This is a genomic window from Sphingobium sp. DC-2 (assembly GCF_000722555.1).
GTDB lineage: Bacteria > Pseudomonadota > Alphaproteobacteria > Sphingomonadales > Sphingomonadaceae > Sphingobium > Sphingobium quisquiliarum.
Map to the genome: position 1 here is coordinate 64866 of NZ_JNAC01000050.1, position 24743 is coordinate 89608.

The 24743-nt window shown below is 65.0% G+C and carries 28 protein-coding genes; 14 read left to right on the forward strand and 14 right to left on the reverse strand.

Going from position 1 to position 24743, the window contains the following annotated elements:
• Positions 1-42: 42 nt before the first annotated feature.
• On the reverse strand, positions 43-2319 hold the full coding sequence (gene ptsP, locus ET21_RS0110335; protein WP_030539619.1) for a phosphoenolpyruvate--protein phosphotransferase: 2277 nt from the start codon (positions 2317-2319) through the stop codon (positions 43-45).
• 173 nt (positions 2320-2492) lie between these two features.
• On the opposite strand from ptsP, the gene ET21_RS0110345 reads away from it, so the two are divergent.
• Positions 2493-3659 carry a pyridoxal phosphate-dependent aminotransferase gene (locus ET21_RS0110345; RefSeq protein WP_021238275.1) on the forward strand — a complete coding sequence of 389 codons (1167 nt, stop codon included), beginning with the start codon at positions 2493-2495 and terminating at the stop codon, positions 3657-3659.
• A gap of 145 nt (positions 3660-3804) precedes the next feature.
• Here ET21_RS0110345 and ET21_RS0110350 read toward each other — a convergent pair whose 3' ends face one another.
• Genes ET21_RS0110350 through ET21_RS0110370 form a run of 5 tightly spaced genes read right to left on the reverse strand, consistent with a single transcriptional unit; the run spans position 3805 to position 6425 of the window.
• Positions 3805-4272 (reverse strand): SRPBCC family protein, encoded by a 468-nt coding sequence (locus tag ET21_RS0110350; protein ID WP_030539620.1) that lies wholly within the window; start codon positions 4270-4272, stop codon positions 3805-3807.
• Positions 4269-4757: a VOC family protein gene (locus ET21_RS0110355; protein WP_030539621.1), complete on the reverse strand. Its 489-nt coding sequence runs from the start codon at positions 4755-4757 to the stop codon at positions 4269-4271. Before ET21_RS0110355 ends, ET21_RS0110350 begins: the two co-directional genes overlap by 4 nt.
• Before the next feature lie 11 nt (positions 4758-4768).
• Positions 4769-5572, reverse strand: coding sequence for a VOC family protein (locus ET21_RS0110360; RefSeq protein ID WP_021238278.1), 804 nt, complete (start codon positions 5570-5572; stop codon positions 4769-4771).
• A gap of 14 nt (positions 5573-5586) precedes the next feature.
• Positions 5587-5949: a DUF1428 domain-containing protein gene (locus tag ET21_RS0110365; RefSeq protein ID WP_021238279.1), complete on the reverse strand. Its 363-nt coding sequence runs from the start codon at positions 5947-5949 to the stop codon at positions 5587-5589.
• A 38-nt stretch (positions 5950-5987) separates the two neighbouring features.
• Positions 5988-6425 carry a VOC family protein gene (locus tag ET21_RS0110370; protein WP_030539622.1) on the reverse strand — a complete coding sequence of 146 codons (438 nt, stop codon included), beginning with the start codon at positions 6423-6425 and terminating at the stop codon, positions 5988-5990.
• Between the two features lie 136 nt (positions 6426-6561).
• Between ET21_RS0110370 and ET21_RS0110375 the strand changes: the two genes are divergently transcribed.
• Positions 6562-7236, forward strand: coding sequence for a helix-turn-helix domain-containing protein (locus tag ET21_RS0110375; RefSeq protein WP_030539623.1), 675 nt, complete (start codon positions 6562-6564; stop codon positions 7234-7236).
• Between the two features lie 43 nt (positions 7237-7279).
• On the opposite strand, the gene ET21_RS0110380 is transcribed toward ET21_RS0110375, so the two are convergent.
• The 3 genes from ET21_RS0110380 to ET21_RS0110390 all read right to left on the reverse strand — a co-directional run bounded on the left by ET21_RS0110380 (position 7280) and on the right by ET21_RS0110390 (position 10768).
• Positions 7280-8128: a hypothetical protein gene (locus ET21_RS0110380; RefSeq protein WP_021238282.1), complete on the reverse strand. Its 849-nt coding sequence runs from the start codon at positions 8126-8128 to the stop codon at positions 7280-7282.
• Positions 8129-8258: 130 nt separating this feature from the next.
• Positions 8259-9272, reverse strand: coding sequence for a nitronate monooxygenase family protein (locus ET21_RS0110385; RefSeq protein WP_030539624.1), 1014 nt, complete (start codon positions 9270-9272; stop codon positions 8259-8261).
• A gap of 230 nt (positions 9273-9502) precedes the next feature.
• Positions 9503-10768: an aspartate kinase gene (locus tag ET21_RS0110390; RefSeq protein WP_021238284.1), complete on the reverse strand. Its 1266-nt coding sequence runs from the start codon at positions 10766-10768 to the stop codon at positions 9503-9505.
• Positions 10769-10932: 164 nt separating this feature from the next.
• Between ET21_RS0110390 and ET21_RS0110395 the strand changes: the two genes are divergently transcribed.
• On the forward strand, positions 10933-11136 hold the full coding sequence (locus ET21_RS0110395) for a hypothetical protein (protein WP_237751537.1): 204 nt from the start codon (positions 10933-10935) through the stop codon (positions 11134-11136).
• Positions 11137-11184: 48 nt separating this feature from the next.
• A complete protein-coding gene (gene ubiG / locus ET21_RS0110400; protein WP_030539626.1) occupies positions 11185-11913 on the forward strand; it encodes a bifunctional 2-polyprenyl-6-hydroxyphenol methylase/3-demethylubiquinol 3-O-methyltransferase UbiG in 729 nt (242 codons plus the stop codon).
• Between the two features lie 33 nt (positions 11914-11946).
• Here the strand turns inward: ubiG and ET21_RS0110405 are convergent, their stop codons facing one another.
• The gene (locus tag ET21_RS0110405) at positions 11947-12762 is read right to left on the reverse strand and encodes a CoA ester lyase (protein ID WP_021238287.1); all 816 of its coding nucleotides are present in this window, start codon (positions 12760-12762) and stop codon (positions 11947-11949) included.
• A 97-nt stretch (positions 12763-12859) separates the two neighbouring features.
• On the opposite strand from ET21_RS0110405, the gene ET21_RS0110410 reads away from it, so the two are divergent.
• Together ET21_RS0110410 and ET21_RS0110415 are read left to right on the forward strand one after the other, a co-directional pair.
• Positions 12860-13831 carry an SPFH domain-containing protein gene (locus ET21_RS0110410; protein ID WP_030539627.1) on the forward strand — a complete coding sequence of 324 codons (972 nt, stop codon included), beginning with the start codon at positions 12860-12862 and terminating at the stop codon, positions 13829-13831.
• Complete coding sequence (locus ET21_RS0110415; protein WP_030539628.1) at positions 13831-14274, forward strand: NfeD family protein; 444 nt, start codon at positions 13831-13833, stop codon at positions 14272-14274. Before ET21_RS0110410 ends, ET21_RS0110415 begins: the two co-directional genes overlap by 1 nt.
• A gap of 131 nt (positions 14275-14405) precedes the next feature.
• Here the strand turns inward: ET21_RS0110415 and ET21_RS0110420 are convergent, their stop codons facing one another.
• The 4 genes from ET21_RS0110420 to ET21_RS0110435 form a co-directional block, all read right to left on the reverse strand.
• Positions 14406-15221, reverse strand: coding sequence for a ferredoxin--NADP reductase (locus ET21_RS0110420; RefSeq protein ID WP_030539629.1), 816 nt, complete (start codon positions 15219-15221; stop codon positions 14406-14408).
• 41 nt (positions 15222-15262) lie between these two features.
• Complete coding sequence (locus ET21_RS0110425; protein ID WP_030539630.1) at positions 15263-15583, reverse strand: hypothetical protein; 321 nt, start codon at positions 15581-15583, stop codon at positions 15263-15265.
• Positions 15584-15715: 132 nt separating this feature from the next.
• Positions 15716-16033, reverse strand: coding sequence for a hypothetical protein (locus ET21_RS0110430; RefSeq protein WP_021238292.1), 318 nt, complete (start codon positions 16031-16033; stop codon positions 15716-15718).
• A 114-nt stretch (positions 16034-16147) separates the two neighbouring features.
• The gene (locus tag ET21_RS0110435) at positions 16148-17743 is read right to left on the reverse strand and encodes a phosphoenolpyruvate carboxykinase (RefSeq protein ID WP_030539631.1); all 1596 of its coding nucleotides are present in this window, start codon (positions 17741-17743) and stop codon (positions 16148-16150) included.
• 300 nt (positions 17744-18043) lie between these two features.
• Here ET21_RS0110435 and ET21_RS0110440 point away from each other — a divergent pair, with 300 nt between their 5' ends.
• From ET21_RS0110440 to ET21_RS0110475, 8 genes are all read left to right on the forward strand, one after another.
• On the forward strand, positions 18044-18748 hold the full coding sequence (locus tag ET21_RS0110440; protein WP_021238294.1) for a response regulator transcription factor: 705 nt from the start codon (positions 18044-18046) through the stop codon (positions 18746-18748).
• Positions 18717-20315, forward strand: coding sequence for a stimulus-sensing domain-containing protein (locus ET21_RS0110445; protein WP_030539632.1), 1599 nt, complete (start codon positions 18717-18719; stop codon positions 20313-20315). The genes ET21_RS0110440 and ET21_RS0110445 overlap by 32 nt, the downstream gene beginning before the upstream one ends.
• A 69-nt stretch (positions 20316-20384) precedes the next feature.
• Positions 20385-20819: an HPr kinase/phosphorylase gene (locus ET21_RS0110450; protein WP_030539633.1), complete on the forward strand. Its 435-nt coding sequence runs from the start codon at positions 20385-20387 to the stop codon at positions 20817-20819.
• Positions 20816-21754: an RNase adapter RapZ gene (gene rapZ / locus ET21_RS0110455; RefSeq protein ID WP_021238297.1), complete on the forward strand. Its 939-nt coding sequence runs from the start codon at positions 20816-20818 to the stop codon at positions 21752-21754. The genes ET21_RS0110450 and rapZ overlap by 4 nt, the downstream gene beginning before the upstream one ends.
• A 22-nt stretch (positions 21755-21776) precedes the next feature.
• The gene (locus ET21_RS0110460) at positions 21777-22181 is read left to right on the forward strand and encodes a PTS sugar transporter subunit IIA (protein WP_021238298.1); all 405 of its coding nucleotides are present in this window, start codon (positions 21777-21779) and stop codon (positions 22179-22181) included.
• Positions 22178-22450, forward strand: a complete 273-nt coding sequence (locus tag ET21_RS0110465; RefSeq protein ID WP_021238299.1) for an HPr family phosphocarrier protein — start codon at positions 22178-22180, stop codon at positions 22448-22450. Before ET21_RS0110460 ends, ET21_RS0110465 begins: the two co-directional genes overlap by 4 nt.
• Positions 22451-22515: 65 nt before the next feature.
• On the forward strand, positions 22516-23316 hold the full coding sequence (locus ET21_RS0110470; protein WP_021238300.1) for an RNA methyltransferase: 801 nt from the start codon (positions 22516-22518) through the stop codon (positions 23314-23316).
• Positions 23317-23449: 133 nt separating this feature from the next.
• On the forward strand, positions 23450-24724 hold the full coding sequence (locus tag ET21_RS0110475) for an MFS transporter (RefSeq protein ID WP_037470709.1): 1275 nt from the start codon (positions 23450-23452) through the stop codon (positions 24722-24724).
• Positions 24725-24743 lie beyond the last annotated feature (19 nt).

Consider the following 24743-nt stretch of genomic DNA (forward strand, 5'->3'; position numbering starts at 1 on the left):
ATTGTCAACGCCGCGCTGGCGGCCCGTACCCTGCTAATCAGTTCAATTCAGTTCGATTCCCCGCTCCGACGCCCAACCGGCCAGCCGGGCGCGCAGGTCCACCGCGCCCTCGTCCAGCAGGGATCGCATCAGAGCCTGCAACTCGGCGGCGTCGATGGCGCGGATCATCGCCTTGACCGGCCCGACCGATGCGGGCGTGATCGACAGCCGCCGCACGCCCAGGCCAATCAGCGCCATCGCCTCCAGCGTGCGCCCGCCCATCTCGCCGCATACGCCAACGGGGCATTCATAGGCCGCGCAGGTCCGCACCACCCGGTCAAGGAAGCGCAATATGGCGATGCTCAGCCAGTCATAGCGCTCGGCCAGCTTGGGATGCGCGCGGTCCGCGGCAAAGAGGAACTGGGTCAGGTCATTGGTGCCGATCGACAGGAAGTCGAGCTTGGGCAGCAGCAAATCCAGCACCTCCGCCAGCGCAGGCACTTCCAGCATCGCGCCATAGCGCACCGCCACGGGCACCTTCTTGCGCTGGGACAGCAGCCATGCGCGCTGATGCTCGACCAGGGCGCGCGCCTGCTCATATTCCCAGGGTTCCGACACCATCGGGAACATGATGTTCAACACCTTGCCCGCCGCCGCTTCCAGCAGCGCGCGCGCCTGCGCCTTCATCAGGCCGTCCCGGTCGAGCGCCAGCCGCAGCGCGCGCCAGCCCATCGCCGGATTGTCCTCCAGCTCGTCATCCCCGTCGCGCGTCATATAGGGCAGCGCCTTGTCGCCGCCGATGTCGACGGTGCGGAAGATGACCGGCCTGTCCCCGGCCGCGTCCAGCACATCCTTGTAGAGCCGCTGCTGCTTTTCGCGCTGCGGCAGGGTCGCCGACACCAGGAACTGGAATTCCGTGCGGAACAGGCCGATGCCGTCAGCGCCCACCAGGTCGAGCGCCTGCGCATCCTCCCGCAGGCCCGCATTGACCATCAGCTCGATCCGCTGCCCGTCCGTGGTCACGGACGGCAGGTCGCGCATGGCGGCGAATTCCGCCCGGCGCTTCTGCGTCACGTGCAGCTTGTTCTCGAACGCCTCGTCCATGTCGGCGGTCGGCCGGATCAGCAGGCTGTTCGACCCGACATCCATCAGGATGAGGTCGCCTTCATTCACCTTGTGCCGTATCTCGCGCACGCGCCCCAGCACCGGCACGCCCATGGCGCGCGCGACGATGGTAACATGCGCCGTCAGCGATCCTTCCTCCAGGATCACGCCCTTCAAGCGCCTGCGATCATATTCCAGCAGTTCCGCCGGCCCCAGGTTGCGCGCGATCAATATGGCGTCCTGCCGCAAGCCAAGCTGCGCCGCCGTGCCAAGCTGGCCCGACACGATGCGCAGCAGGCGGTTGGCCAGATCCTCCAGATCGTGCATCCGGTCCTGCAACAGCGGATCGTCGATCTGCCGCATACGCATACGGGTGCGCTGCTGCACACGCTCGATCGCGGCCTCGGCGGTCAGGCCGCTGTCGATCGCCTCGTTGATGCGCCTGATCCAGCCTTCGTCATAGGCGAACATCTTGTATGTTTCGAGCACCTCCTGATGCTCGCCCTCGGTGCCGAACTCGGCCGTTCCGGTCATCCGGTCGATCTGTTCGCGCATCTTGGCGAAGGCGGAAATGACGCGCTGGCGCTCCGCCTCCGTATCTTCCGCGACGGTATGTTCGACATGGACGCGCGGCTGGTGGAACACGGCATGACCGCGCGCCATGCCCATCACCAGCTGCAATCCCTGCAACATGATGGTGCCGGTATCCTGCACCCGCGAATCCGCAGGGCCGTCATCGGCCAGCTCGGCGTTGGCGATCAGTTCGGACAGCACCATCGCCACCGTCTGAAGCGCCTCGATCTCCACTTCTTCATAGCGGCGCGGTTCGACATGCTGGACGCACAGCACCCCGATCGCCCGTTCCCGCCGCACGATCGGCACGCCCGCAAAGCTGTGGAACAGCTCCTCCCCCGTTTCCGGGCGATAGCTGTAGTCGGGATGCGACGCCGCCTCGTCCAGGTTCAGCGTCTCGACATTGGTCGCGATCAGGCCGACCAGCCCCTCGCCCATCGCCATGCGGGTGACGTGGACGGCTTCCTGCTTCAGGCCGCGCGTCGCGAACAGTTCCAGCAGGCCCTCGCGCACCAGATAGATGGAGCAGACCTCGCTGGACAGCGCCTGGCCGATGATGTCGACCACCTTGTTCAGCTTCGCCTGGGCGCTGTTGCGCGCGGCCATGACCTCTTGCAGGTGGACCAGTATCTGGCGGGCGGCGGCGGCGGGCGTGCTTGGCATGAACAAGCGCTATCAGATCGCGGGCCTGCTTTCCAAGGGGAAGTCGGAACCGATCCGGCGGCTCGCGCAATAAATCGCAAAAATTTTGATGCGGACATGGTGTGGAAACAGGCCGTCCCTTCGTCTCCCCCTTTGGAAAATACATGCGATTGGTGAACAAGGGGACAGACGACATGACCATGATGTTGGAAAAGGACGCCCGCGAAGACCTGCTCGATCGCGGCTATTCGCGCCGCACGATCGGCAAGCTGTCGGCGCTGATGGCAGCGGGCGCCGCCGCCAATTCCCTGTTGATGCAGCCCGCCCTCGCGCAGCAGCAGGCCGCGCGCGGCATCAAGGGCGCGGTGCGCATCGGATCGAACGAATGCTGGGCCGGGCCTTTCCCCTCCGGCGTGGAGGCCGCCGCCAGGGCCGCATCCTTCGGCAACTGGTATGATCCCGACAATTACCGGGGCGACCTGATCTCCACCATCGCCAAGGTGGAAGGCATTTCGGACTCGCAGGTGATGCTCTGGCCGGGGTCGGGCGGCCCGCTGGTCAGCGTCGTCGCTGCCTATTGCTCGCCGGCCAAGGGGCTGGTCAGCGCCGATCCGACCTTCGAATCCGCATGGCGCACCGCCGATTACATGAAGGCGCCCATCGCCAAGGTTCCCCAGGCCATCGGCAAGGGCCATGACGTCAAGGCGATGCTGGCCGCCAATCCCAATGCGGGCCTCTATTATATCTGCACGCCCAACAATCCCACGGGCACGATCACGCCGCTCGCCGACATCAAATGGCTGCTGGACAACAAGCCCGCCGACGCGATGCTGCTGGTGGACGAAGCCTATATCCACTTCTCCGAAGCGCCCAGCGCCGTCAGCCTGATCAACGGCCGCAAGGACATCATCGTCATGCGGACCTTCTCGAAGCTGTTCGGCATGGCGGGCGTCCGCCTTGGCCTCACCTTCGCCGATCCTGAGGTGCAGAAGCGCATCATGCTGTTCGGCCCCAGCGCTGGCGGCCTGTCGATCACCGCCATGGCGTGCGGCAATGCGGTCTATACCGAAAGCGGCCTCATCAAGGCGCGGCGGGAGGAAATGATCGCCAATCGCGACGAGACCATCGCCTGGCTCACGAAGAAGGGCATAAAGGTTCAGCCCGGCAGCGAGGCGAATATGTTCATGATGGACTGGAAGAAGCCCGCCAAGGACATGCAGGCCGCCCTGCTCGCCACGCCGGAAAAGGTGCAGATCGGCCGCAACTGGCCCATCTGGCCCACCGTCTCCCGCGTCACCGTGGGATCGGCGGACGACATGGCGAAGTTCCGCTCCGCCGTTGAAAAGGTAACCAAGGCCTGACGCCCCTAATCCTCCCCATCAACGATGGGGAGGGGGGATCAGCCAAAGGCTGGTGGAGGGGAAATGCGGGATTTTCGCATCTCTCCTCCGTCCAAGCTACGCGCTGCGACCTCACCATGGTCGGCACGGCGAGGATTGCAAAAGCTCAAGCCGTCGCTGCCGATGTCTCGCACAACTCCTTGAACTGCGCGGCCATCTGGTCCCATCCCGGATGGAATCCCATCTCCTCATGCCGCTTGAGCGCTTCCTCGCTCCAATGGCGCGCCGTGGCGGTGAAGCGCGTCCCCTCCCCTTCCCCGGCGAAACTCCAGATAGAGGTAAGGAACGGCTCCTGCGGCACCCAGCCGGAGGCATAGGCATCGGTCGAAACCACCCGCTCTCCCGGCACGACATCCAGGAAGACGCCTTCCATCGGGCCGCTATCCTCGCCATCCGGGCCGAACATGCGCACCGCGCTGCGGCCGCCGGGGCGCAGATCTTCCTCGATCACCTCGGCCCGCCAAGGTTTGGGACAGAACCATTGGTCCTTCAGGTCCGTCCACACCTTCCATACGATCTCGCGCGGGGCGGCGATATGGCAGGTGACGGACAGTTCGAACGGTGCTCCGCTCATGCCGTCTCTCCCTCATAGGCCGCTTTCATCCGGGCAAGGTCCAGCTTCTGCATGGTCATCATCACCTCCATCATCGGCTGGATGCCGGGGCCGCCTTTCCTGTGCATCTCCATCACCTCTTCGGGCACGAGCTGCCAGGACAGGCCATATCTGTCCTTCAACCAGCCGCAGGGGCCGGGCGAACCGCCATCCGCCGTCAGCGCATCATGATAGCGATCCAGTTCCGCCTGATCCTTGCACGACACGGACAGCGACACCGCTTCGGTAAAGCCGAATTCCGGGCCGCCGTTCAGTCCCTGATAGCTTTGCCCGAACAGGGTGAATTCAACCATCAGCACATCGCCGCCCTTGAAGGGCGCGGGCGTCGGCTGACCTTCGGGAAAGCGGCTGATCGAATCCACCGACCCGCCAAAGACCGAGATATAGAAGCGCGCAGCTTCCTCGGCCTGCCCGTTGAACCACAGGCAGGGTGAAATCTTCGACATCGTTCCTCTCCTTATGCTGCGGCTGGCCGCATGCCGACCAGCGCGAACATCGCGCCCTGCGGGTCCGTCGCCTGGATGATCCACGCGCCGCCCGGCACCTCCACGGGGCCGTTCAGCACCGTGCCGCCGCCCGCCTTCACCTTTTCCAGCGCCGCGTCGATGTCCGGCACGGCGAAGTAGAACAGCCACGCCGGCTCCGGCATTTCCTTCGGGCGCGGCATCATGCCGCCGGACATCTCGTCGAACCCGGTCGCGCCGGACATGGAGAAAAGCTGGTAACTGCCCATCTCGCCCATATCCATCGCCTGCCCCCGTCCCCATCCGAACTGGGACGTGTAGAAGGCAAGGTCCTTGTCGAAATCGCCACTATACAATTCATGCCAGCCGACATGACCGTTCGCCATGGGCGGCGCGGCGTCCATCCCATCGGGGCTGGACCCCTTGAGCAGCATGAAGACCGCGCCACCCGGATCGCCCATCACCGCGAAGCGCCCGACGCCCGGAATATCCTCCGGCGCGCGCTTCACGCTGCCGCCAGCCTCGGCCAGACGCCTTGCATCGGCATCCACATCGGCCGACCCGATATAGCCGCCCCACCAGGGAGTCATGCCGCAATCCCTTGCCTCGGCAGGAATGCGCATGATCCCGCCCAGCGGGCCCGCGCTGCCCGACACGACATGATAGGGATCGTCCGTCCGCTCGCCGCCGAAAGGCTGCGCGGTCCAGCCGGCCACATCGCCATAGAAGCGGATCGCCGCTTCCGGGTCGCTGGTCATCAGCTCATACCAGAAGAATTTTCCGGTCAGGTCGCTCATCGTCCGCCTCCTTGTCAGGCACGCTCGTCGAGCAGCACGGAAAAGCCGCCATAGATCATGCGCTGGCCGTTGAACGGCATGGGCTGGCCTTCCTTCGGCTTCATCCGCTCGTCCGCCATCACCTTGGCCATGCCAGCGTCGCGCACGTCCTTCGATGGCCATTCGATCCAGGAAAAGACGACCTCCTCCTCATCCTCGGCAATCACGCTGGTGCGGAAGTCGTTGACCTTCCCCTGCTGGATATCGTCGCCCCAGCATTCGACCACGCGGGTCGCGCCATGTTCGATGAAGATCGGCGCGGCATAGGCGGCCGCATCCTTATACGCCTGCTTGTTCCCCTTGGGCACGGGAACCACGAAACCGTCCATATAGCTCATCGTCTCTCTCCTTTGTTTGCGGCAGGCCGGGTCAGGGATCAGGCGGCGGCCTCCTCGTCGGCCGCCATGGCCGCTTCCATGTCCATCCAGGTGACTTCCCAGATATGGCCGTCCAGATCGGCAAAGCTGCGGCCGTACATGAAGCCATGATCCTGGCTTGGGTTCGGCTCGGTCCCGCCTGCTGCCAGCGCCTTTTCCGTCGTCGCATCGACGTCCGCCCGGCTGGCCTCGCTCAGCGCCAGCAGCACCTGCGCCGTCTCATGCGCGTTGGGAATCTTGCGCGGCGTAAAGCTGCTGAACCGCTCATGCGTCAGCAGCATGACATGGATCGTTTCGGAAAAGCTGACCATCTGCGCGCTGTCATCGGCAAAGTCATTATTCCGCACAGCACCCGCCGCCTCATAAAAGGCGATCGAGGCGGGCAAATCCTTCACCGGCAAATTCACGAAAATCATCTTGGGAGCAGTTTGCGGCATCTTTTCTCTCCTCTGGATGCTGCATCGGCGGCGCCTCCGTCAGGGGAAGGATCGACTCACCGGCTTGATCTTTCTGCACCTCATAATTATCTTATGCAACATCAAAGTTAGAAAAGATAACTAAGGGTATCGGGACGTGAAAAAACGGGCATATCAGGACGGCTGCGCCGTCGCCCATGCGCTGGACTTGATTGGTGATCGCTGGGCCATGCCGATCATGCGGGAATTGATGCTGGGACCCAAGCGCTTCACCGATCTGCGCGCCAGCCTGCCCGGAATCAGCGCCAATGTGCTGACCCAGCGGCTGGAGGAGCTGGAGGCCGCCAGCGTCCTCATCCGCCGCCGCCTGCCCCCGCCTGCCGCCAGCCAGATTTATGAACTCACCGAATGGGGCCGCGAATCGGAAATCCTGTTCCAGGTGCTGGGCCGCTGGGCCTGCCGATCCCCCACGATGCAGCCGGGCATGCCGATGAGCAACGTGTCGGTGATCCTGTCGATGCGCACCATGATCGATCGCAGCCGGATCGGCGATATGGACGCGGTGATCGGCCTCCGCTTCGGCGAGGAGGAATTTCGCGCGGTGCTGCGGCAGGGCGACCTGCACATCGACCGGGGTTCGGCCGAAGGTGCGGATGCCATCATCAGCGGCGACCAGAATGCACTGGCAGCGGTGCTCTATGGCGGAGCCAGCTTCGACGATGTGAAGAACGCGCTTGAGGTGACAGGCGATTCCGGCCTTGCCCGGCGCTTTGCCGGGATGTTCCCGCTGCCACCCAAGGCGCCGGCGACCGCATCCGTGCCCGGAACCTGACATAATCCCGCGCGGATGGCGGCGCGTCAGGCGAGGGACTGGCTTATTTCACCGGCTTCGTCACCGGGAATGTGGGCACGATCACCTGCGTGACCGGCGGCACCAGCGGCTGGCCGCTGCCTTCCTGCGGCCGTGGAACCGGCACGCTGCTGGGCATCGCCGGGGGCAACGCGAAGCCTGCCCCCGTTTCCGCAGGCGGCTTGGGCGGCGGAGGCAACGGCGTCGGCGACACGACCACCGTCACCGTTCCGCCAAAGCGGGACTGCCATTCGGCCAGCCGCCGCAGATAATCGGCATAGGCTTCGTAGAAATCCTGAAAGGGCTTTTCCAGCTGGGTCAGCGCTTCGGGCGCATAGTCCAGCAACTGGCTGGAAGGCATTGCAAGGATCTTCGCGCCCACCTCGATCGCGACGGGGCAGAAACTCTTCGTCACCGGCGGCAGCGCGAAGAAATTATAGACGACCGTGTTCAGCAGTTCGCGCGCCTGGAGCCCGCCGCTGCCATAGGCGGCGGTATAGTTGCGGTCGACCGCGGCATTGGCCTCCCGAAGTATGCCCTCATGGACATGCAATATCCGGTTATACTGGATGCGGGCGGGCTCGTTCACGCCATGGCAGGACAGGGCGGCGACGTTCAGCGCCATGCGCACATGCCACAACGCGGTATTGGCCGTCACCCCGCGATTGGGCGTCAGATATTTGCCGTCGTCACCCACTTCGGGAATGCTCATATCCTCCACCGCGCCCATGGGCGGCAGCGGCTTCACCGTCGGCACGACCGGAGGCGGCGGCGTGGGCGGCGCCTTCTTCGGGGTCGAGCAGCCCGCGACCAGCGCCAGGGCGGCCACGGACAGGATTGTCCAGACACGGCAAGAAACGGCACGCAGCGGCACCCGAATTCCCTTATGCTAAGTTGCTCGCGGAAAACTCATGGCAAAGCCTGGCGTTCCTGGCGATGTCTGCCCGGATCGGTTCATCCCTCAACCGATTCGGTTCGTCCCGATAATCGGATCGGGAGGCTTTTCAGGCGCTCCGCCGCTCCAGCGCAATCGCGGCTTCGTCCATCAACTGGGCGATGATGCCGGCCACCGGCTCCTCCTTCGTCACCATGCCGACCGACTGCCCCGCCATCAGCGACCCGCCCTCGACATCGCCGTCGATCACGGCACGGCGCAACGCCCCTGCCCAATAATGTTCGATCTGCAACTGCGCCTCGGCCATGTCGACAGAGCCGCTGTCGAGCAGGTTCGCGACCTCCCGCTGCTTGGCGGTGAAGGCTTCCGTCCCGGCATTTTTAAGCGCGCGCACCGGGATGACCGGCAGGCGCGGATCGATCTGCACGCTGGCGATCGCGTCGCGGGCGGATGCGCGGAAGAACGCCTTCTTGAAGTTGGGGTGCGCGATGCTCTCGGTGGCGCAGGCGAAACGCGTGCCCAGTTGCACGCCCGCCGCGCCCATCTCCAGATAACCCGCGATCAATTCACCGCGCCCGATCCCGCCAGCCACGAACACCGGCAGTTGCGACGCCATTTCGGGCAGGATTTCCTGCGCCAGGACGCTGGTCGACACCGGACCAATATGGCCGCCCGCCTCCATCCCCTCGATCACCAGCGCATCCACGCCCGACCGCGCCAGCTTCTTCGCCAGGCTCAGCGCCGGGGCAAAGCAGATCAGCTTCGCGCCCTTTTGCTTGATCGCCTCGATGCTGCCCTTGGGCGGCAGGCCGCCCGCCAGCACGACATGGCCAACCTCATGCCTGGCGCAGACATCGATCAATTCGAACAACTGCGGGTGCATGGTGATCAGGTTCACGCCAAATGGCCTGGACGTCAGCGCCTTCGTCCCCGCAATTTCCTTGTCGAGCAGGTCGGGCGTCATCGCCCCGCAGGCGATCACGCCAAAGCCCCCGGCGTTGGAAATCGCCGCCACCAGGTTCCGCTCCGAAACCCAGCTCATCGCTCCGCACATGATCGCCACGTCGCAGCCCAGAAATTCGGTGCCGCGAGCCATCAGGGAGGTCAATTTGGCGTTGGTCATCGTGCAAACCTTCAGAATCAAATAGCCCCTCCCTTTCAGGCGTTTCGGGTCGATCATGCCCCCGGCATGACCTGAACAGCGCGGGGCGCCGTTCACCCGAAACAGGGTTGGGGTGGGTCGGCGCGCTTAGCGCCGGTCCAGCTATGGGTCAGGGCAGAAGCTCCCCGGATCAGGTCCAGGGCCGCCCCCGCCCCCAGCCCCCTCCCGCCTGCGGGAGGGGAGATAAACTGTCAAGCGACGGGCGCGTCCAGCCCATAGGCCGTGTGCAGCACGCGCACCGCCAGTTCGGTCTCGTCCTCGTCGATCAGCACCGAAACCTTGATCTCGCTGGTCGAGATGGCGAGGATGTTGATCCCACGATCGGCCAGCGACTTGAACATGGTCGACGCCACGCCCGCATGGCTTTTCATGCCGACGCCCACCACGCTGATCTTCGCGACCTTCGTATCGGGGATCACGCGGTTGAAGCCGATGACGTCCTTCTGGCTTTCCAGCACGTCCAGCGCCCGCGCCAGGTCAGCGCCCGGCACGGTGAAGGTCACGTCCGTCTCGCCCTTGTCGCGGCCGACATTCTGGATGATCATGTCCACGTTGATCGCCGCGTCGGCCAGCGGGCCGAAGATGTGCGCCACGGCGCCCGGACGATCGGGCACGCGGGTAACGGTGATCTTCGCCTCATTCTTGTCATGGGCGATGCCGGTGATGAGCTGACGTTCCATCTTGTCTTCCTTGAGCTTGGCTTCCAGTTCCTCTTCGCTGACGATCAGCGTGCCGGGGAGGTCTTCCTGGGTGGGATCATCGAAGGAGGAAAGCACCTGCACGACCACGCCTTCCTTCATGGCGAGGCCGACCGAGCGGGTCTGGAGCACCTTGGCCCCGACCGAGGCCAGCTCCAGCATCTCCTCATAGGTGACGAGGTCGAGCTTGCGCGCACGCGCCACGATGCGGGGATCGGTCGTGTAGACGCCGTCCACATCGGTATAGATGTCGCAGCGATCCGCCTTCACCGCCGCAGCCACCGCAACCGCCGAAGTATCCGAACCGCCACGGCCCAGCGTGGAGATGCGGCCATCCTCCATCATGCCCTGGAAGCCCGGAATCACCGCCACGGTGCCCGAGCGCATGGACGCCAGAAGGTCGATCGTGTCGATCTCGCCTATGCGCGCCTTGGCATGCGCCTCATTGGTGCGGATGGGAAGCTGCCAGCCAAGCCAGCTACGCGCGTCCACGCCCATGGCCTTGAGCGTCATGGCGAGAAGGCCGCTCGTCACCTGCTCCCCGCTCGCGACCACCACATCATATTCGGCCGGATCGTAGAGCGGCGATGCTTCCTTGCAGAAACCCACCAGCCGGTCCGTCTCGCCCGCCATGGCGGACACGACGACCGCGACCTCATGACCCTGGTCCACGACATGCTTGACCCGCGCGGCCACGTTGCGAATTCGCTCCATCCCCGCCATGGAGGTGCCGCCGAATTTCATCACGATGCGCGCCATTTGCCTGTCGAACCTGTCTGCTGATCTGGAAAGAATGTTGCCGCCCGCATGGGCAAAACGGCGCTCCTATTAGCAGCAGCGGCGAATATGGCAAGCAAGCCGATGGTCCGGGGAACTCCGATGCCGCCCGCACATTCCTTTGCGGGACAGCTATGGAGGATGGGATGGAAGCGAACCTGTGGGCGCTCGTCACGATCGGCGGGCCGATCTTGCTGGGCGCGGTGCTGATCTTCGTCATCTTGAGCAACCGCAAGCATCGGAGCCGGGAGGAGCTTGCCCGCACCGAAGCCGCCACGCGGGACCTGCACCGCCGCCTGGATGCTGAGGACAAGGCGCTGAACGGCGAAGGTCCGCCCGTGCGGCCCTGACGCGCGAATATCATGGCGCGGGGCGGCGGATATTGATAGCTACGGCCCATGGCTATCGCGACGATCGATCCCCGTGAGGCAGCGCATTTCGGCGCAATGGCGGCTGACTGGTGGGACCCCACGGGCAGCAGCGCCATGCTGCACAAGCTCAACCCCGTGCGGCTGCGCTATATCCGTGAAGCGGCCGACTGGCACTGGCATACCGACGAACATGGCTTCCGCCCGCTCGCCGGGAAGCGCGCGCTCGACGTTGGCTGCGGCGCTGGCCTGCTGGCCGAACCGCTTGCCCGGCTGGGGGCCGCCGTCACGGCGCTCGACGCGGCGGAGGAGAATATCGCGGTCGCCCGCCTCCATGCTGAGGGGCAAGGCCTGACGATAGACTATCGCACGACTCCGGTGGAACAGCTGGATGCGGGCGAATTCGACCTCATCACCTCCATGGAGGTGGTGGAGCATGTCGCCGATCCCGCCGCCTTCGTGGCCGCGCTGGCCCGGCGCCTGTCGCCCGGCGGGCTGCTCATCATGTCCACGCCCAACCGCACCCCGCTTTCCCGCCTGGCGATGATCACGGTCGGCGAAAGCCTGGGCGGCATTCCCAGGGGGACGCATGACTGGGATCGCTTCCTGAAGCCGGATGAACTCGGCAAGCTGCTGACGGATGCGGGGCTGGAGGTCACGGACGTCACCGGCCTCTCCTTCGACCCGCGCAAGGGCTTGATCCTCTCGCCCAGCAAGGCGATCAACTATCTGCTGACCGCGCGCCATCCGCAGGACTGACGGCGTGCGGACCAGAGCCTGGGGGACCGGACCCTAGACCCCGGCAGCTTCCGCGCGGGCGATCAGCGCCCTTGCTTCCTCCACATGCATGCTTTCGATCATCCGCCCTTCGAAGCGTTCCGCCCCGCCGGTGGCCGCCTCGATCAGGCGGCGCGCGTCCGCCACAGCCTGCGGGTCCGGCCCGAACACCTGATTGGCGACCGTCACCTGGCTTGGGTGGATCAGCGTCTTGCCGTCAAAGCCCAGCGCATGGCCCTCCGCGCATTCCGCTTCCAGCCCGGCTTCATCGTCCAGCCGGTTGAAGACGCCGTCGAACACGGCGACCCGATGGGCGCGCGCGCTCAGGATCACGGACTGCATCGCGTGGGACAGGCCCTCCCGGCCGGCCGATGGCGGGATGCCAAGATCCTGCCTCAGGTCGTTGATGCCCAGGAACAGGCCCGCCGTCCCCTCCGCCGACGCGATGGAGGATGCGGCAAGCACCCCGACAGCGCTTTCGATCATGGCGATGACCGGCTTCTGGCAGACGCTGAACACATCCTTCACCTGCCGCATGCATTCGACCTTGGGCAGGACGACATAGTCCGCCGCCGACCGCTTGACCGCGACCATCTCCGGCCCGTGCCACGATGTTCCCTCGATATTGATGCGGATCGCTGACAGGCGGCGGCCAAAGCCTTCGTCCACGGCCTGGATGGCGTTGGCGCGCGCTTCCTCCTTCCGGTCATCGGGAACGGCGTCCTCCAGGTCCAATATCACCATGTCGCACGGCAGCGTCCGCGCCTTGGCGATGGCGCGCGGGTTCGATGCAGGCAGGAAAAGCAGCGAGCGGGCATGGCGCAGCAACATGGTCAATCTCCTGGTTCGGCCGGGCATCTTTGATGTTGGCCTTTTCCCCTCGGCGAATCCGCGTCATAGTCAAGCGCTTCTTCGGGGGGATGGAAAGATGCTGACGACATTCGCGCTGACGGTGACTCTGCTGGTGCTGTTCTACCTGGCCGTGAGCGTCAAGGTGGTGCGGCAGGGCTATCAATATACCATCGAACGCTTCGGCCGCTTCACCGAAGTCGCCCGGCCGGGGCTCAATTTCTACCCCGCCTTCTTCTATTCCGTCGGGCGCAAGATCAACATGATGGAGCAGGTTGTCGACATTCCGGGGCAGGAGATCATCACCAAGGACAATGCCATGGTGTCTGTCGATGGCGTCGTCTTCTTCCAGGTGCTGGACGCGGCCAAGGCGGCCTATGAAGTGTCCGAACTCTATGTCGCCATCATACAGCTTGCCACGACCAACCTGCGCACCGTCATGGGTTCCATGGACTTGGACGAAACCCTGTCGAAGCGGGACGAGATCAACGCCCGGCTGCTGTCAGTGGTCGATCATGCGACCAACGCCTGGGGCATCAAGATCACCCGCGTCGAATTGAAGGACATCCGCCCGCCCGCCGACATCGTCAACGCCATGGGCCGCCAGATGAAGGCGGAGCGCGAAAAGCGCGCGCTGATCCTCGAATCCGAAGGCTTGCGCGCCTCCGAAATCCTGAAAGCCGAAGGGCAGAAGCAGAGCCAGATTCTGGAAGCCGAAGGCCGCCGCGAAGCCGCCTTCCGTGACGCCGAAGCCCGCGAGCGCGAGGCGGAAGCCGAAGCCAAGGCGACGCAGATGGTCTCCGAAGCGATCGCCAGCGGCAACGCGCAGGCGATCAACTATTTCGTCGCGCAGAAATATGTCGAGGCGGTGAGCCAGTTCGCCAGCTCGCCCAACGCCAAGACCATCCTCTTTCCCGTCGAGGCGACCCAGCTCATCGGCACGCTGGGCGGCATCGGCGCGCTGGCGAAGGAAGCGCTGGGCGATGGCCCGGCGCCGCCCGCCCCGCCTGCGCCCCCGCGCCGGGGCCCGTTCGACCGGGGCCAGGGCTGATGGAGTGGCTGACCGCGCTGGAGGATCATTGGTGGTGGCTCGTCTTCGCCGCGCTGCTGGGCATCGGCGAAGTGCTGGTGCCGGGCGTCTTCCTGATCTGGGTCGCGCTGGCGGCGGCGGTGACGGGCCTCATCGCGCTGGCGCTGCCCCTGTCCGTGCCAGTCCAGTTCCTGATCTTCGCCGGGCTCTGCCTGGTCGCGGTCTGGGGCGGGCGGCGCTGGTATGCCGCCAATCCCGTGGCGTCGCAGGACCCGCTGCTCAATGACCGCACCGCCCGCCTGATCGGCGAAACGGTCGTCGTAGTCGAAGCGATCGAAGGCGGCCACGGCCGCGTGCGGGTCGGCGACAGCGTCTGGTCCTGCCGCGGCCCCGATGCGCCAGCAGGCGCGCGCGTGCGGATCACCGGCGCGGATGCGTCAATCCTACAGGTGGAACTGGCCTGAGGAGAGCGGCTGGCAGCCTCTAATCCCCCTAGGCAAAGCGCGGGGAGGATTGGGATAGCTCCCCAATCACCAACGGAAAAAGGGGACCAGCGCCACCGCGCCAGCCCCTTCCCTGTCCAGCTTCCCGTCAATCAGCCGACGAAGGCACGCTCGATCACATAAGCGCCCGGCGCGGCGTTAGAGCCTTCGGCGAAGCCATGCTCCTCGAAATAAGCGCCGAACTGCTTGATCATTTCCATGCTGCCGCACATCATGACGCGGTCGGTTTCCGGGTTGAACCTGGCCTCGCCCGGAATGCCTTCGAACAGGGCGCCGCTTTCCACCAGCTTGTCGATCCGCACATTGTTGCGGAACGGTTCGCGGGTGACGGTGGGCACATAATGGAACTGCGCGGCCGCCTGTTCCGCCACCAGCGGATCTTCGGCCAGCTTGCCAGTCAGCTCGTCATGGAAGGCAAGGTCGCTGACCCGGCGGACCGAATGGACGACCACTACCTGCTCGTAAAAATCATAGACGTCGGGATCGCGCGCCAGGCTGAGGAAGGGCGCAAGGCCGGTCCCGGTCGACAGCATGAACAACCGCTTGCCCGGCAACAGCGCGTCCGTAACCAGCGTGCCCGTCGGCTTGCGGCCGAGATAAATCTGGTCGCCCGGCTGGATCAGCTGCAACTTGGACGTCAGCGGGCCGTCCTGCACCTTGATCGACAGGAATTCCAGTTCCTCGTCCCAGGCGGGGCTGGCAACGGAATAGGCGCGCAGCAGCGGTTTGCCATTGTCGCCCTGGAGCCCGATCATCACGAACTCGCCCGACCGGAAGCGGAAGCTCGCCGGACGGCTGATGCGGAAGCTGAACAGATGCTCGTTCCAGTGCCGCACGGACAGCACGGTTTCAACTGTCAGGGCGCCAGTCGGCTCCAGCACCGGCTTTTCGATCGTCACGTCGCTCAAAACCTTTTCTCCTGCCAAATCCAATCCGCCAGCGTCCCCGGTCAGCAAGCGCTAGTTGCGTGGCTTTCGCAATAAATGTTGGCGGGCGAATGCCTTTCCGGCACCGCGAAGGCAAGGTGAAAAAACTTTTGCGCCCGATAGCTGATGATCTTCAACGCCGCCAAATGGCTCAGGCCATGGGGCAGATATAGAGAGTGGAGCGGCGCTCCGCCATGCCGCAGGCGAAACTGACTTTCACCGGATCGCCGCGCCCCTTCGCCAGCCGCTCCCCTGCCGGGCTGCGTGAATTGCCCGCTCCCGGCATAGATGTTCAACAGGATCACAGCCGCAAGGGCCGCGCCCGCGCGCAGCGTAAAAGCCATGGTCACAATCCCCCGCTTAGCGCCGTACAATCGTATGGCGGCGCGGACCATAGCCGCTTTTCAGGGATGATGCAGCCCCCGATGCGAATCTTTCGCATCTAGGCGAGCAAAGAAACCTGCCTCGCCGTAGCGTCAGCCGAACAGGCCCTTGGCCAAACGGCTGAGTTCGTTGATCGGGTTGCCGTCGCCGTCACGGTCGAACAAGCCGCCGATCGCGCCCATGATCGCTTCCGGCCCGCCAAACTTGGCGAGCAGCGTCTGGAGGCCGTCAGCCGACACGCCATGCTCCGCCGCCGTTGCGGCCAGAGCGGTGACGTCCGTCTCGCCTGCCGCGATCCTGCCGCCAATCTCCGTCATCAATGCCTGCATCTGCTCCGGGGTAACGCCCAACTGTCCGGCCACCGCTTCCAGGCCGCCAACGCTGTGCAGAAGATCGTTAAACATCGCCATCCCCAAATGCTGCTCAATTCGCCGCAACATAGCACCGCCGCAGGCAGACCAAAAGGAAAAGAGCCGATGGGGTCCTTCCCCACCGGCTCCCTGCCTTGTCTCTTGACGGACTCCTCAGGCGGCGGTCAGCGCCGCCTCGCGCACCGAAGCGTCCACATGGCTTTCGAACTGGGCGAAATTGTCCACGAACTGCTTCACCAGCTTGGTCGCGGTTTCGTCATAGGCGGCCTGGTCGGCCCAGGTCGCGCGCGGATCGAGAATGGTCGAATCCACGCCCGGCACCGCCACCGGCACCTGGAACCCGAAATTGGGATCGGTGCGGAATTCGGCATCGTTCAGGCTGCCGTCCAGCGCCGCATTGAGCAGCGCGCGCGTGACCTTGATCGGCATGCGCTTGCCGACGCCATATTTGCCGCCCGTCCAGCCGGTGTTCACCAGCCAGCAGGTGACGCCGCCCTTGTTGATCCGGTCCTTGAGCAGATTGCCGTAGACCGAAGGGTGACGCGGCATGAAGGGCGCGCCGAAGCAGGTGGAGAAGGTCGCCGATGGCTCCGTGACGCCGATCTCGGTGCCCGCCACGCGCGCGGTGTAGCCCGACAGGAAATGGTACATGGCCTGATCCGGCGTCAGCCGCGCGATCGGCGGCAGCACGCCATAGGCGTCGGCGGTCAGGAAGATGATGTTCTTGGGCACCGGACCCAGATTCTTTTCCGACGCATTGGGAATGAAGTCGATCGGGTAGGACCCACGGCTGTTTTCCGCCAGGCTGTTGTCGTCCAGGTCGATCTCGCGCGTATCCTCGTCGATGACGACATTTTCCAGCACCGTGCCGAACCGCTTGGTGGTGGCGAAGATCTCCGGCTCGGCCTCGGCCGACAGGTTGATCATCTTGGCATAGCAGCCGCCTTCGAAGTTGAAGACCGCCGTGTCCGACCAGCCATGCTCGTCGTCGCCGATCAGGGTGCGGCTGGCATCGGCCGACAGGGTCGTCTTGCCTGTGCCGGACAGGCCGAAGAACACCGCCGTATCGCCGTTCGCGCCGATATTGGCCGAACAGTGCATCGGCATCACGCCCTTGGTGGGCAGCAGATAGTTGAGGATGCCGAACACCGACTTCTTCATCTCGCCCGCATAGCGCGTGCCGCCGATCAGGATCAGCTTCTCGGTGAAATTGACCGCGATCACCGTTTCGCTGCGGGTGCCGTGGCGCGCAGGGTCCGCCTGGAATGTCGGCAGGTCGATGATCGTATATTCAGGCGTGAAGCCCGTCAGTTCCTCAGCGCCCGGCCGCACCAGCAGCGTGCGGATGAACAGGTTGTGCCAGGCCAGTTCGTTGATGACGCGCACATTGACGCGATATTCGGGCTGCGACCCGCCGAACAGGTCGGCGACATAGAGCTTGTCCTTTTCGGCCAGCGCCTTGAAGAAGTCGGCCTTCAGCGCGGCGAAATGTTCCGGCGTCATCGGCACATTGGTTTTGCCCCACCAGATGGTGGATTCGGTTTCCGCATCCCTGACGATGAACTTGTCATTGGCCGAACGGCCCGTATGCTTGCCCGTCTTGACGACCAGCGGGCCGTCCTTCGCCAGCACGCCTTCGCCATTGACGATCGCGGCTTCGACCAGCGGCGCGGTGCCCAAATTCCAGAACTGCACAGCATTGGTGGTAATGCCCTGATGATCCAGGGTAGTAGAGGATTTGGCCTGCACGCCTTAACTCCTGATGTCAAAACTCTCAGATCGCGAACAACGACCGCTTGCGACCGATCCGCCCCTCAGCGCCACATCCTTGAACGTGCGGCGTCATTTATTGCAGACGGTTGGCGGCATAGCCTTTTTGAGGGCCCAGCGTCAAACCCCCGGCGGCCTTGCTTTGCGGCGATTTTCTCTGCTCGTCGCGCGGGGGCAAGCGCCTACCCCTTTCTTGCGGGGGGAGCGGCCATGGTCTAACGCAGCATTGCGGGCCTGCCGGGCCTGCCAGGGATTAGCGGACGATCGACGGGACGAAGCATGAGCGCAACCATCGCCCTTGTGGATGATGACAAGAATATCCTGACATCCGTGTCCATCGCCTTGCAGAGCGAAGGCTTCATGACGCGCCTTTATTCCGACCCGGACGCGGCGCTCAAGGCGCTGGTGGACAATCCGGCCGACCTGGCCGTGTTCGACATCAAGATGCCGGGCATGGACGGGCTGGAACTGCTCCGCCGCCTGCGGGAAAAGAGCCAGATGCCCGTCATCTTCCTGACGTCCAAGGCCGATGAGCTGGACGAGGCGCTGGGGCTGGCGATGGGCGCGGACGACTATATCTCCAAGCCCTTTTCGCAGCGGCTGCTGATCGCGCGCATCCGCGCCATATTGCGCCGGGCGGAAGTCAGCCGGGCGGTCGAAACGCCCGGCGAGCCGGTATCCGAACCGATCGTGCGCGGGCGGCTGGAAATGGACCCGGCCCGGCATCGCGTGAAGTGGCTCGGCCGCGACGTCACGCTGACCGTCACCGAATTCCTCATACTCGAAACGCTGGCGACGCGCCCCGGCGTGGTCAAGAACCGCAACCAGTTGATGGATGCCGCCTATCAGGATGACGTTTATGTCGACGACCGCACCATCGACAGCCACATCAAGCGCCTCCGCCGCAAATTCCGCGAGGTCGACCCCGAATTCAACGCAATCGACACCCTCTATGGCGCCGGATACCGTTTCTCTGAAGAATGATCTCCGGGGGGGCGGAGGGCTGCGCTGGTCCGGGCGGATCAGCCTGACCCCGCGCATCCTGGCGGTCAACGTCTTCGCCCTCGCGCTGCTGGCGGGCGGCTTCTTCTATCTGGACAGCTATCGCACGCGGATCGTCGATGCGCGGCTCCAGCAATCGGCGCGCGAACTCAAGCTGCTCGCGCTGGGCCTGGAAAATGCGCCCGCCGACCGCCATGACGCGCTGATCGCCGCCTATGCGCGGCAGACCAGGGACCGCGTCCGCCGCTATGCCCCGGACGGCAGGCTGATCGCCGACAGCTTCACCATGGACGCCCCGCGCTACCGCCTGCGCACGCCCGACGAAGAGGAATGGAAGCGCCATGTCGCCCGCTTCCTCGACCGGGTCGTGGACCGCGTCGTATCCGCCGACAGCCCGCCCAGCTTCGAGGAACCGGCGGTGGACCGGGCCGAAGCCTGGCCCGAACTGATGCTGGCGCGCAAGACGGGCAAGCCCCAGGCGATGAACCGCTATGCGCCCGACCGCACTTTCATGATATCGGCGGCGGCAAGCGTGAAGGACGGGACCAGCCTGCTCGCCACCGAAAATGCGCGCGACATCACCCGCACCGTGCGGGCGGAGCGGCTGCGGCTGGGCATAGTCATCGCCGCCGCCGTGCTGGCGTCCGTGCTGCTCTCGCTGTTCCTCGCCCGCACCATCGTCCAGCCGCTCCAGCGCCTCGCCCGCGCCGCCGTGCGCGTCCGGCTGGGGCGCGCGCGCGAAGTCACCGTCCCGCGCCTGCCCGACCGCCGGGACGAAATCGGCATGCTCGCCCGCGCCCTGTCGGACATGAGCCACGCCCTGCGGCAGCGCATCGACGCAACCGACGCCTTCGCCGCCGACGTCAGCCATGAACTCAAGAATCCCATCGCCTCGCTGCGGTCTGCCCTCGACGCGCTGGACCGGGTCGACCGGCCGGACCTGCGCGCGCAGTTGATGGCGATCGCGCAGGACGATGTGCGCCGCCTCGACCGGCTGGTGACCGACATTGCCGAAGCCTCGCGGATCGATGCGCAGCTCTCCCGCACCCGCTTCGAACCGATCGACCTTGGCCTGCTGATCGAACGCATGGTCGTCGCACGCGAGGCGCGGGGCGTCCCGCGCGGCGTGCGCTTGGCCTTCGCCCGCCCGCGCAAGGATGTCGCCGTGGTCCTGGGCGAGGAACAGCGGCTGATGCGCGTGCTCGACAATCTGATCGACAACGCCATCTCCTTCTCCCCCGACGGCGGGCTGGTGCAGATCGTCGCGACCGTCGCCGACAATGAAGTGCTGGTGAGCGTCGAGGATGAAGGGCCCGGCGTGCCGGAGTCGCAGCGCGAGCATGTCTTCCGCCGCTTCCACAGCGTCCGCCCCGAAAATGAGGCTTTCGGCAAGCATTCGGGGCTGGGCCTCGCCATCGCCCGTTCCATCGTGGAGGGGCATCAGGGCAAGATCAGCATCGCCGATCGTGAGGACAATCAGAGCGGCGCCTGCTTCATGCTCCGCCTGCCCATGGCCGTGGAACGCGACCCCGGCATTGTGTCGGAATAGGACAGAGCCGGCTTTCCCATCAAATCGATTCCCACCGCCCTGAACTGGGTCTATGAAGGGTGGAGCGATATGACGCGGCAACAATCATCCGAAACCCTGCACGCAAGCAGCGTCTCCATCGGCGGACGCGCGGTGCTGCTGTCCGGCCCCAGCGGCGCGGGCAAGTCCGACCTTGCGCTGCGCCTGATCGACAGGGGCGCCACGCTGATCAGCGACGATTATACGGTGGTCACTTGGACGGACGGGCGGCTGGAGGCCAGCGCCCCCGCCACCATCGCGGGCAGGATGGAGGTGCGCGGCATCGGCCTTGTCGACATGCCATGCGTCGAATCTGCGCGCGTCGCCCTGATCATCGACCTTGGCCAGCATGTGGAGCGCATGCCCGCCGATCCTGAAATGCGGTCCGTCGCGGGCGCGCAGGTGCCGGTGATCAGGCTCGCGGGGCTGGAGCCATCCGCGCCGGTCAAGGTCGAACTCGCGCTCAGGATGGCGGGGCTGGCATGAACGCTCCGCCCCCCAAGACTATCCTTCTCGTGTCGGGCCTTTCGGGCGCGGGCAAGACGACCGCGCTCAAGACGTTGGAGGATATGGGGTGGGAAGTGGTGGACAATCTTCCCCTGCTGCTGCTGGAACGGCTGCTCGACACGCCCGTGCCCGCTGGCCATGGGGAGCTTGACGACCGGCCGCTGGCGATCGGCATCGACGCGCGCACCCGCGGCTTCAACGCCAACGCCATCGTCCAGCGGATTAAGGCGCTGCGCTCCCGTCACGGCCATGACATCGAAACGCTGTTTCTCGACTGTTCCGACATGGAGCTGGAGCGGCGCTTCGCCGAAACGCGCCGCCGCCACCCGCTGGCGTCCGACCGGCCCGCCGCCCATGGCCTCGCGCGCGAGCGTGAACTGACGGAGCCGATGCGCCGCTGGGCGACCCATGTGATCGACACCACCAGCCTCACCAGCAACGGCCTGCAACAGGAAATCCGCAACCGCTTTTCCCGCGACGGCCTGTCCGCGCCGGTGCTGACGATCATGTCCTTCGGCTTTTCGCGCGGCGTGCCCCTGAACGCGGACCTGATGTTCGACATGCGCTTCCTGCGCAATCCGCATTGGGACGATGAGCTGCGGCCCAGGACCGGGCTCGATCCCGCCGTCGCCGCCTATATCGCCGAAGATCCGGCTTATGAGGACTCCGTCCGCCGGATAGAGGAGCTTCTGGCGATGCTCCTGCCGCGCTATGCGGACAGCGGGAAAAGCTATGTCACCGTCGCGTTCGGCTGCACCGGCGGACGGCATCGTTCGGTGCATGTTGCCGACCGTGTCGCCAAATACTTGCAACATGCGGGCTTTTCGCCCACGATCTCGCACCGCAATATGGAATCAGCGCCCCAGGACGCCCTGGAGAAGCGCAGACCGGGAGGCCCGAAAGCTCAATCATGAAAAAAGTGGGCCTCGTAAGTAGATGATCGGACTCGTACTCGTCACTCATGGATCGCTGGCGACCGAATTTGTCGTGGCCATGGAGCATGTGGTCGGCCCGCAGCAGCAGATCGAAACCATCTGCATCGGCCCGGAAGATGATATGGAGGTGCGCCGCGCCGACATCGCCTCGGCGGTGGAGCGGGTGAATGACGGATCGGGCGTCATCCTGCTGACCGACCTGTTCGGCGGCACGCCCTCCAACCTCGCCATATCGCTGCTCAAGGCGGGCGAGATCGAAGTGATCGCGGGCATCAACCTGCCCATGCTCATCCGCCTGGAAAGCGCGCGCAAGGTCATGGACGTGCGCCAGGCTGTCGCCGCCGCCCGCGAAGCCGGGCAGAAATATATCAGCGTCGCATCGGAATTGTTGGGCAGCACCACATGAGCGAAATCAGCCGGGAAGTCCTGATCAGCAACAAGCGCGGTCTGCACGCGCGGGCAAGCGCCAAGTTCGTGACGCTCGCCAGCGGCCTTCCCGCGCAGATCACCGTGCGCAAGGACGGCAGCGAGGTGACGGGCACGTCCATCATGGGCCTGATGATGCTGGGCGCGGCGCTGGGGGATTCCATCACCATCAGCGCCACTGGTCCCGAAGCGGCGGAATCGCTGGGCAAGCTGGTCATGCTGGTCGAAGACAAGTTCGGCGAAGAATAGCTCTTTCTCGCGCCGCCCCGGCCCGATAGAGAGGCCGCCTCGTCCCAAGGAGGAAAGCAGGCGCAGTGGCACGCGAGATCACCGGATTTTCCAACCCGCTGGTGAAGCGTGTCCGATCCCTGCGCGAAAAGAAATTCCGCAAGGCCGAAGGGCTGTTCCTGGCGGAAGGGCTGCGCATTCTCACCGAAGCGCGGGAAGAAGGCGTGCTGCCCGAAATGCTGTTCCACGCAGGGTCCAGCCATCCCCTCGCCGCCGATCTGATCGCCGCGATGGAGGCGGCGGGCGGCGACGTCATCGAAACCACGCCGGACATTCTGTCGAAAATATCGGGCAAGGATAATCCCCAGGCGGTCGTGGGCGTCTATCGCGACCGGCTGACCCCCCTTGATAAGCTGGACCGGACCAAGGCCGGCATATGGATCGTCGCCCAATCGCTGCGCGACCCCGGAAATCTCGGCACCATCCTGCGCACGGGCGATGCCGTGGGCGCGGGCGGCCTCATCCTGATCGACGATTGCGTCGATCCCTTTTCCGTCGAGTCCGTGCGCGCATCCATGGGCGCGCTCTTCACCCAGTCCATCACCCAGGCCCGCTGGGGCGAATTCATGCACTGGCTGCGGCAGGGGCCGGGCGAACTGATCGGCACCAGCCTCAAGGCGACTCAGGATTATCAGGAGCCGCGCTATGCCAGCCCCTCCTTCCTGCTGGTCGGGAACGAGGCGCAAGGACTGCCGGAAGCCTATGAGGCGGAATGCGACCAGCTTGTGAAGATGCCGATGCTGGGCAAGGCCGACAGCCTCAACGCCGCCGTCGCCTGCGCGGTGATGGCCTATGAACTGCTGAACCAGAAGCGAGCGAAGCGATAGAGCAAGGCCGGTCATCCTCATCCGTTCGGGCTGATCCTGTCGAAGCCCCTCTCTTTTCCTTGAAAAGGACGGCCCTTGCGGCGAGCGGCGGATAAGGCGGCCTGACGGATTTTCAGGGGGGAAGAAGAGGACGATGGCTAACGAAGGTATCGGAGCGATGCTGCGCCACAAGCGGGTGCTGGCGGCCAGCCTGATCGGCACGGCGGTCGAATTCTACGATTTCTACATCTATGCGACCGCCGCCAGCCTGGTGTTCGGCCCCCTCTTCTTCCCCGCCTCATCCCCCTCGGCCCAGTTGCTGGCGGCCTATGGCTCCCTTGCCCTCGCTTTCTTCGCGCGGCCGTTGGGCGCGGCGGTGTTCGGCCATTATGGCGACCGCATCGGACGCAAGGCGACGCTGGTCACCTCGCTCATGCTGATGGGCGGGTCGACGCTCGCCATCGGATTCCTGCCGACCTATCAGATGATCGGCTGGTGGGCGCCGCTGATCCTGTGCATCCTGCGCTTTGGCCAGGGCTTCGGTCTTGGCGGCGAATGGGGCGGCGCGGCGCTGCTGGCGGTGGAAAACGCCCCGCCCGGCTGGCGCGCGCGCTTCGGCATGTTCCCGCAGCTTGGCGCGCCCGTCGGCTTCCTGGCCGCCAATGGACTGTTCCTGATTCTCGGCATGTTCCTGACGGACGAGGATTTCTTCGCCTGGGGCTGGCGCCTGCCCTTCCTTGGCAGCGCGGTGCTGGTCTTCCTGGGCCTCTGGGTCCGGCTCAAGCTCACCGAAACGCCGGAATTCGCCGCCGCCCAGGCCGAAGCGCCCCCGCCCGCCCTGCCGCTCGCCACATTGTTCTCCAGCCATCTGGGCGCGGCGATCGCGGGCACCTTCGCCGTGGTCGCCTGTTTCGCCGTCTATTATATCGCCACCGCCTTCGCGCTCGGCTACGGCACCACCACGCTCAAGATCGACCGGGAAATCTTCCTCGCGGTCCAGCTTGGCGCGATCCTGTTCATGGCGATCAGCATCGTCATCGCAGGCTGGTGGTCGGACAAGACCAGCCCCACCCGCGTGCTGGTGGCGGGCTGCATCGGCACCGTGCTGATGGGCGTCATCTTCGGTCCCGCCATGGGCACCGGGCAGTTGCTGCCGATCTTCCTGATCCTCAGCCTCGCGCTGTTCCTGATGGGCTTCGTCTACGGGCCGCTGGGCGCCTATCTCCCCCATCTCTTCCCGGTCCAGTTGCGCTATACCGGCGCATCCTTCGCCTTCAACCTCGGCGGCATCATCGGCGGCGCGCTCGCCCCGATCGTCGCGACCTGGCTCATCCAGGTGCAGGGCGTGGCGCTCGTCGGCCTCTATATGTCGGCGGCGGCGGCGATCAGCCTCGCAGGCCTCTGGTTCACAAGCCGCAACCCCACCTGAAATCCTCCCCATTTTTGAT

What these genes read in the sequence shown, in the direction of transcription:
- ET21_RS0110390 (WP_021238284.1), bottom strand. Translation starts at nt 10,768, where the DNA reads ATGGCGCGCATCGTGATGAAATTCGGCGGCACCTCCATGGCGGGGATG.
- ET21_RS0110370 (WP_030539622.1), bottom strand. Translation starts at nt 6,425, where the DNA reads ATGCCGCAAACTGCTCCCAAGATGATTTTCGTGAATTTGCCGGTGAAG.
- ET21_RS0110440 (WP_021238294.1), top strand. Translation starts at nt 18,044, where the DNA reads ATGAGCGCAACCATCGCCCTTGTGGATGATGACAAGAATATCCTGACA.
- ET21_RS0110465 (WP_021238299.1), top strand. Translation starts at nt 22,178, where the DNA reads ATGAGCGAAATCAGCCGGGAAGTCCTGATCAGCAACAAGCGCGGTCTG.
- ET21_RS0110385 (WP_030539624.1), bottom strand. Translation starts at nt 9,272, where the DNA reads ATGACCAACGCCAAATTGACCTCCCTGATGGCTCGCGGCACCGAATTT.
- ET21_RS0110415 (WP_030539628.1), top strand. Translation starts at nt 13,831, where the DNA reads ATGGAGTGGCTGACCGCGCTGGAGGATCATTGGTGGTGGCTCGTCTTC.
- ET21_RS0110350 (WP_030539620.1), bottom strand. Translation starts at nt 4,272, where the DNA reads ATGAGCGGAGCACCGTTCGAACTGTCCGTCACCTGCCATATCGCCGCC.
- ET21_RS0110365 (WP_021238279.1), bottom strand. Translation starts at nt 5,949, where the DNA reads ATGAGCTATATGGACGGTTTCGTGGTTCCCGTGCCCAAGGGGAACAAG.
- rapZ (WP_021238297.1), top strand. Translation starts at nt 20,816, where the DNA reads ATGAACGCTCCGCCCCCCAAGACTATCCTTCTCGTGTCGGGCCTTTCG.
- ET21_RS0110445 (WP_030539632.1), top strand. Translation starts at nt 18,717, where the DNA reads ATGGCGCCGGATACCGTTTCTCTGAAGAATGATCTCCGGGGGGGCGGA.
- ET21_RS0110355 (WP_030539621.1), bottom strand. Translation starts at nt 4,757, where the DNA reads ATGTCGAAGATTTCACCCTGCCTGTGGTTCAACGGGCAGGCCGAGGAA.
- ET21_RS0110345 (WP_021238275.1), top strand. Translation starts at nt 2,493, where the DNA reads ATGACCATGATGTTGGAAAAGGACGCCCGCGAAGACCTGCTCGATCGC.
- ET21_RS0110410 (WP_030539627.1), top strand. Translation starts at nt 12,860, where the DNA reads ATGCTGACGACATTCGCGCTGACGGTGACTCTGCTGGTGCTGTTCTAC.
- ET21_RS0110360 (WP_021238278.1), bottom strand. Translation starts at nt 5,572, where the DNA reads ATGAGCGACCTGACCGGAAAATTCTTCTGGTATGAGCTGATGACCAGC.
- ET21_RS0110475 (WP_037470709.1), top strand. Translation starts at nt 23,450, where the DNA reads ATGGCTAACGAAGGTATCGGAGCGATGCTGCGCCACAAGCGGGTGCTG.
- ptsP (WP_030539619.1), bottom strand. Translation starts at nt 2,319, where the DNA reads ATGCCAAGCACGCCCGCCGCCGCCGCCCGCCAGATACTGGTCCACCTG.
- ET21_RS0110405 (WP_021238287.1), bottom strand. Translation starts at nt 12,762, where the DNA reads ATGTTGCTGCGCCATGCCCGCTCGCTGCTTTTCCTGCCTGCATCGAAC.
- ubiG (WP_030539626.1), top strand. Translation starts at nt 11,185, where the DNA reads ATGGCTATCGCGACGATCGATCCCCGTGAGGCAGCGCATTTCGGCGCA.
- ET21_RS0110430 (WP_021238292.1), bottom strand. Translation starts at nt 16,033, where the DNA reads ATGGCGATGTTTAACGATCTTCTGCACAGCGTTGGCGGCCTGGAAGCG.
- ET21_RS0110460 (WP_021238298.1), top strand. Translation starts at nt 21,777, where the DNA reads ATGATCGGACTCGTACTCGTCACTCATGGATCGCTGGCGACCGAATTT.
- ET21_RS0110395 (WP_237751537.1), top strand. Translation starts at nt 10,933, where the DNA reads ATGGAAGCGAACCTGTGGGCGCTCGTCACGATCGGCGGGCCGATCTTG.
- ET21_RS0110425 (WP_030539630.1), bottom strand. Translation starts at nt 15,583, where the DNA reads ATGGCTTTTACGCTGCGCGCGGGCGCGGCCCTTGCGGCTGTGATCCTG.
- ET21_RS0110450 (WP_030539633.1), top strand. Translation starts at nt 20,385, where the DNA reads ATGACGCGGCAACAATCATCCGAAACCCTGCACGCAAGCAGCGTCTCC.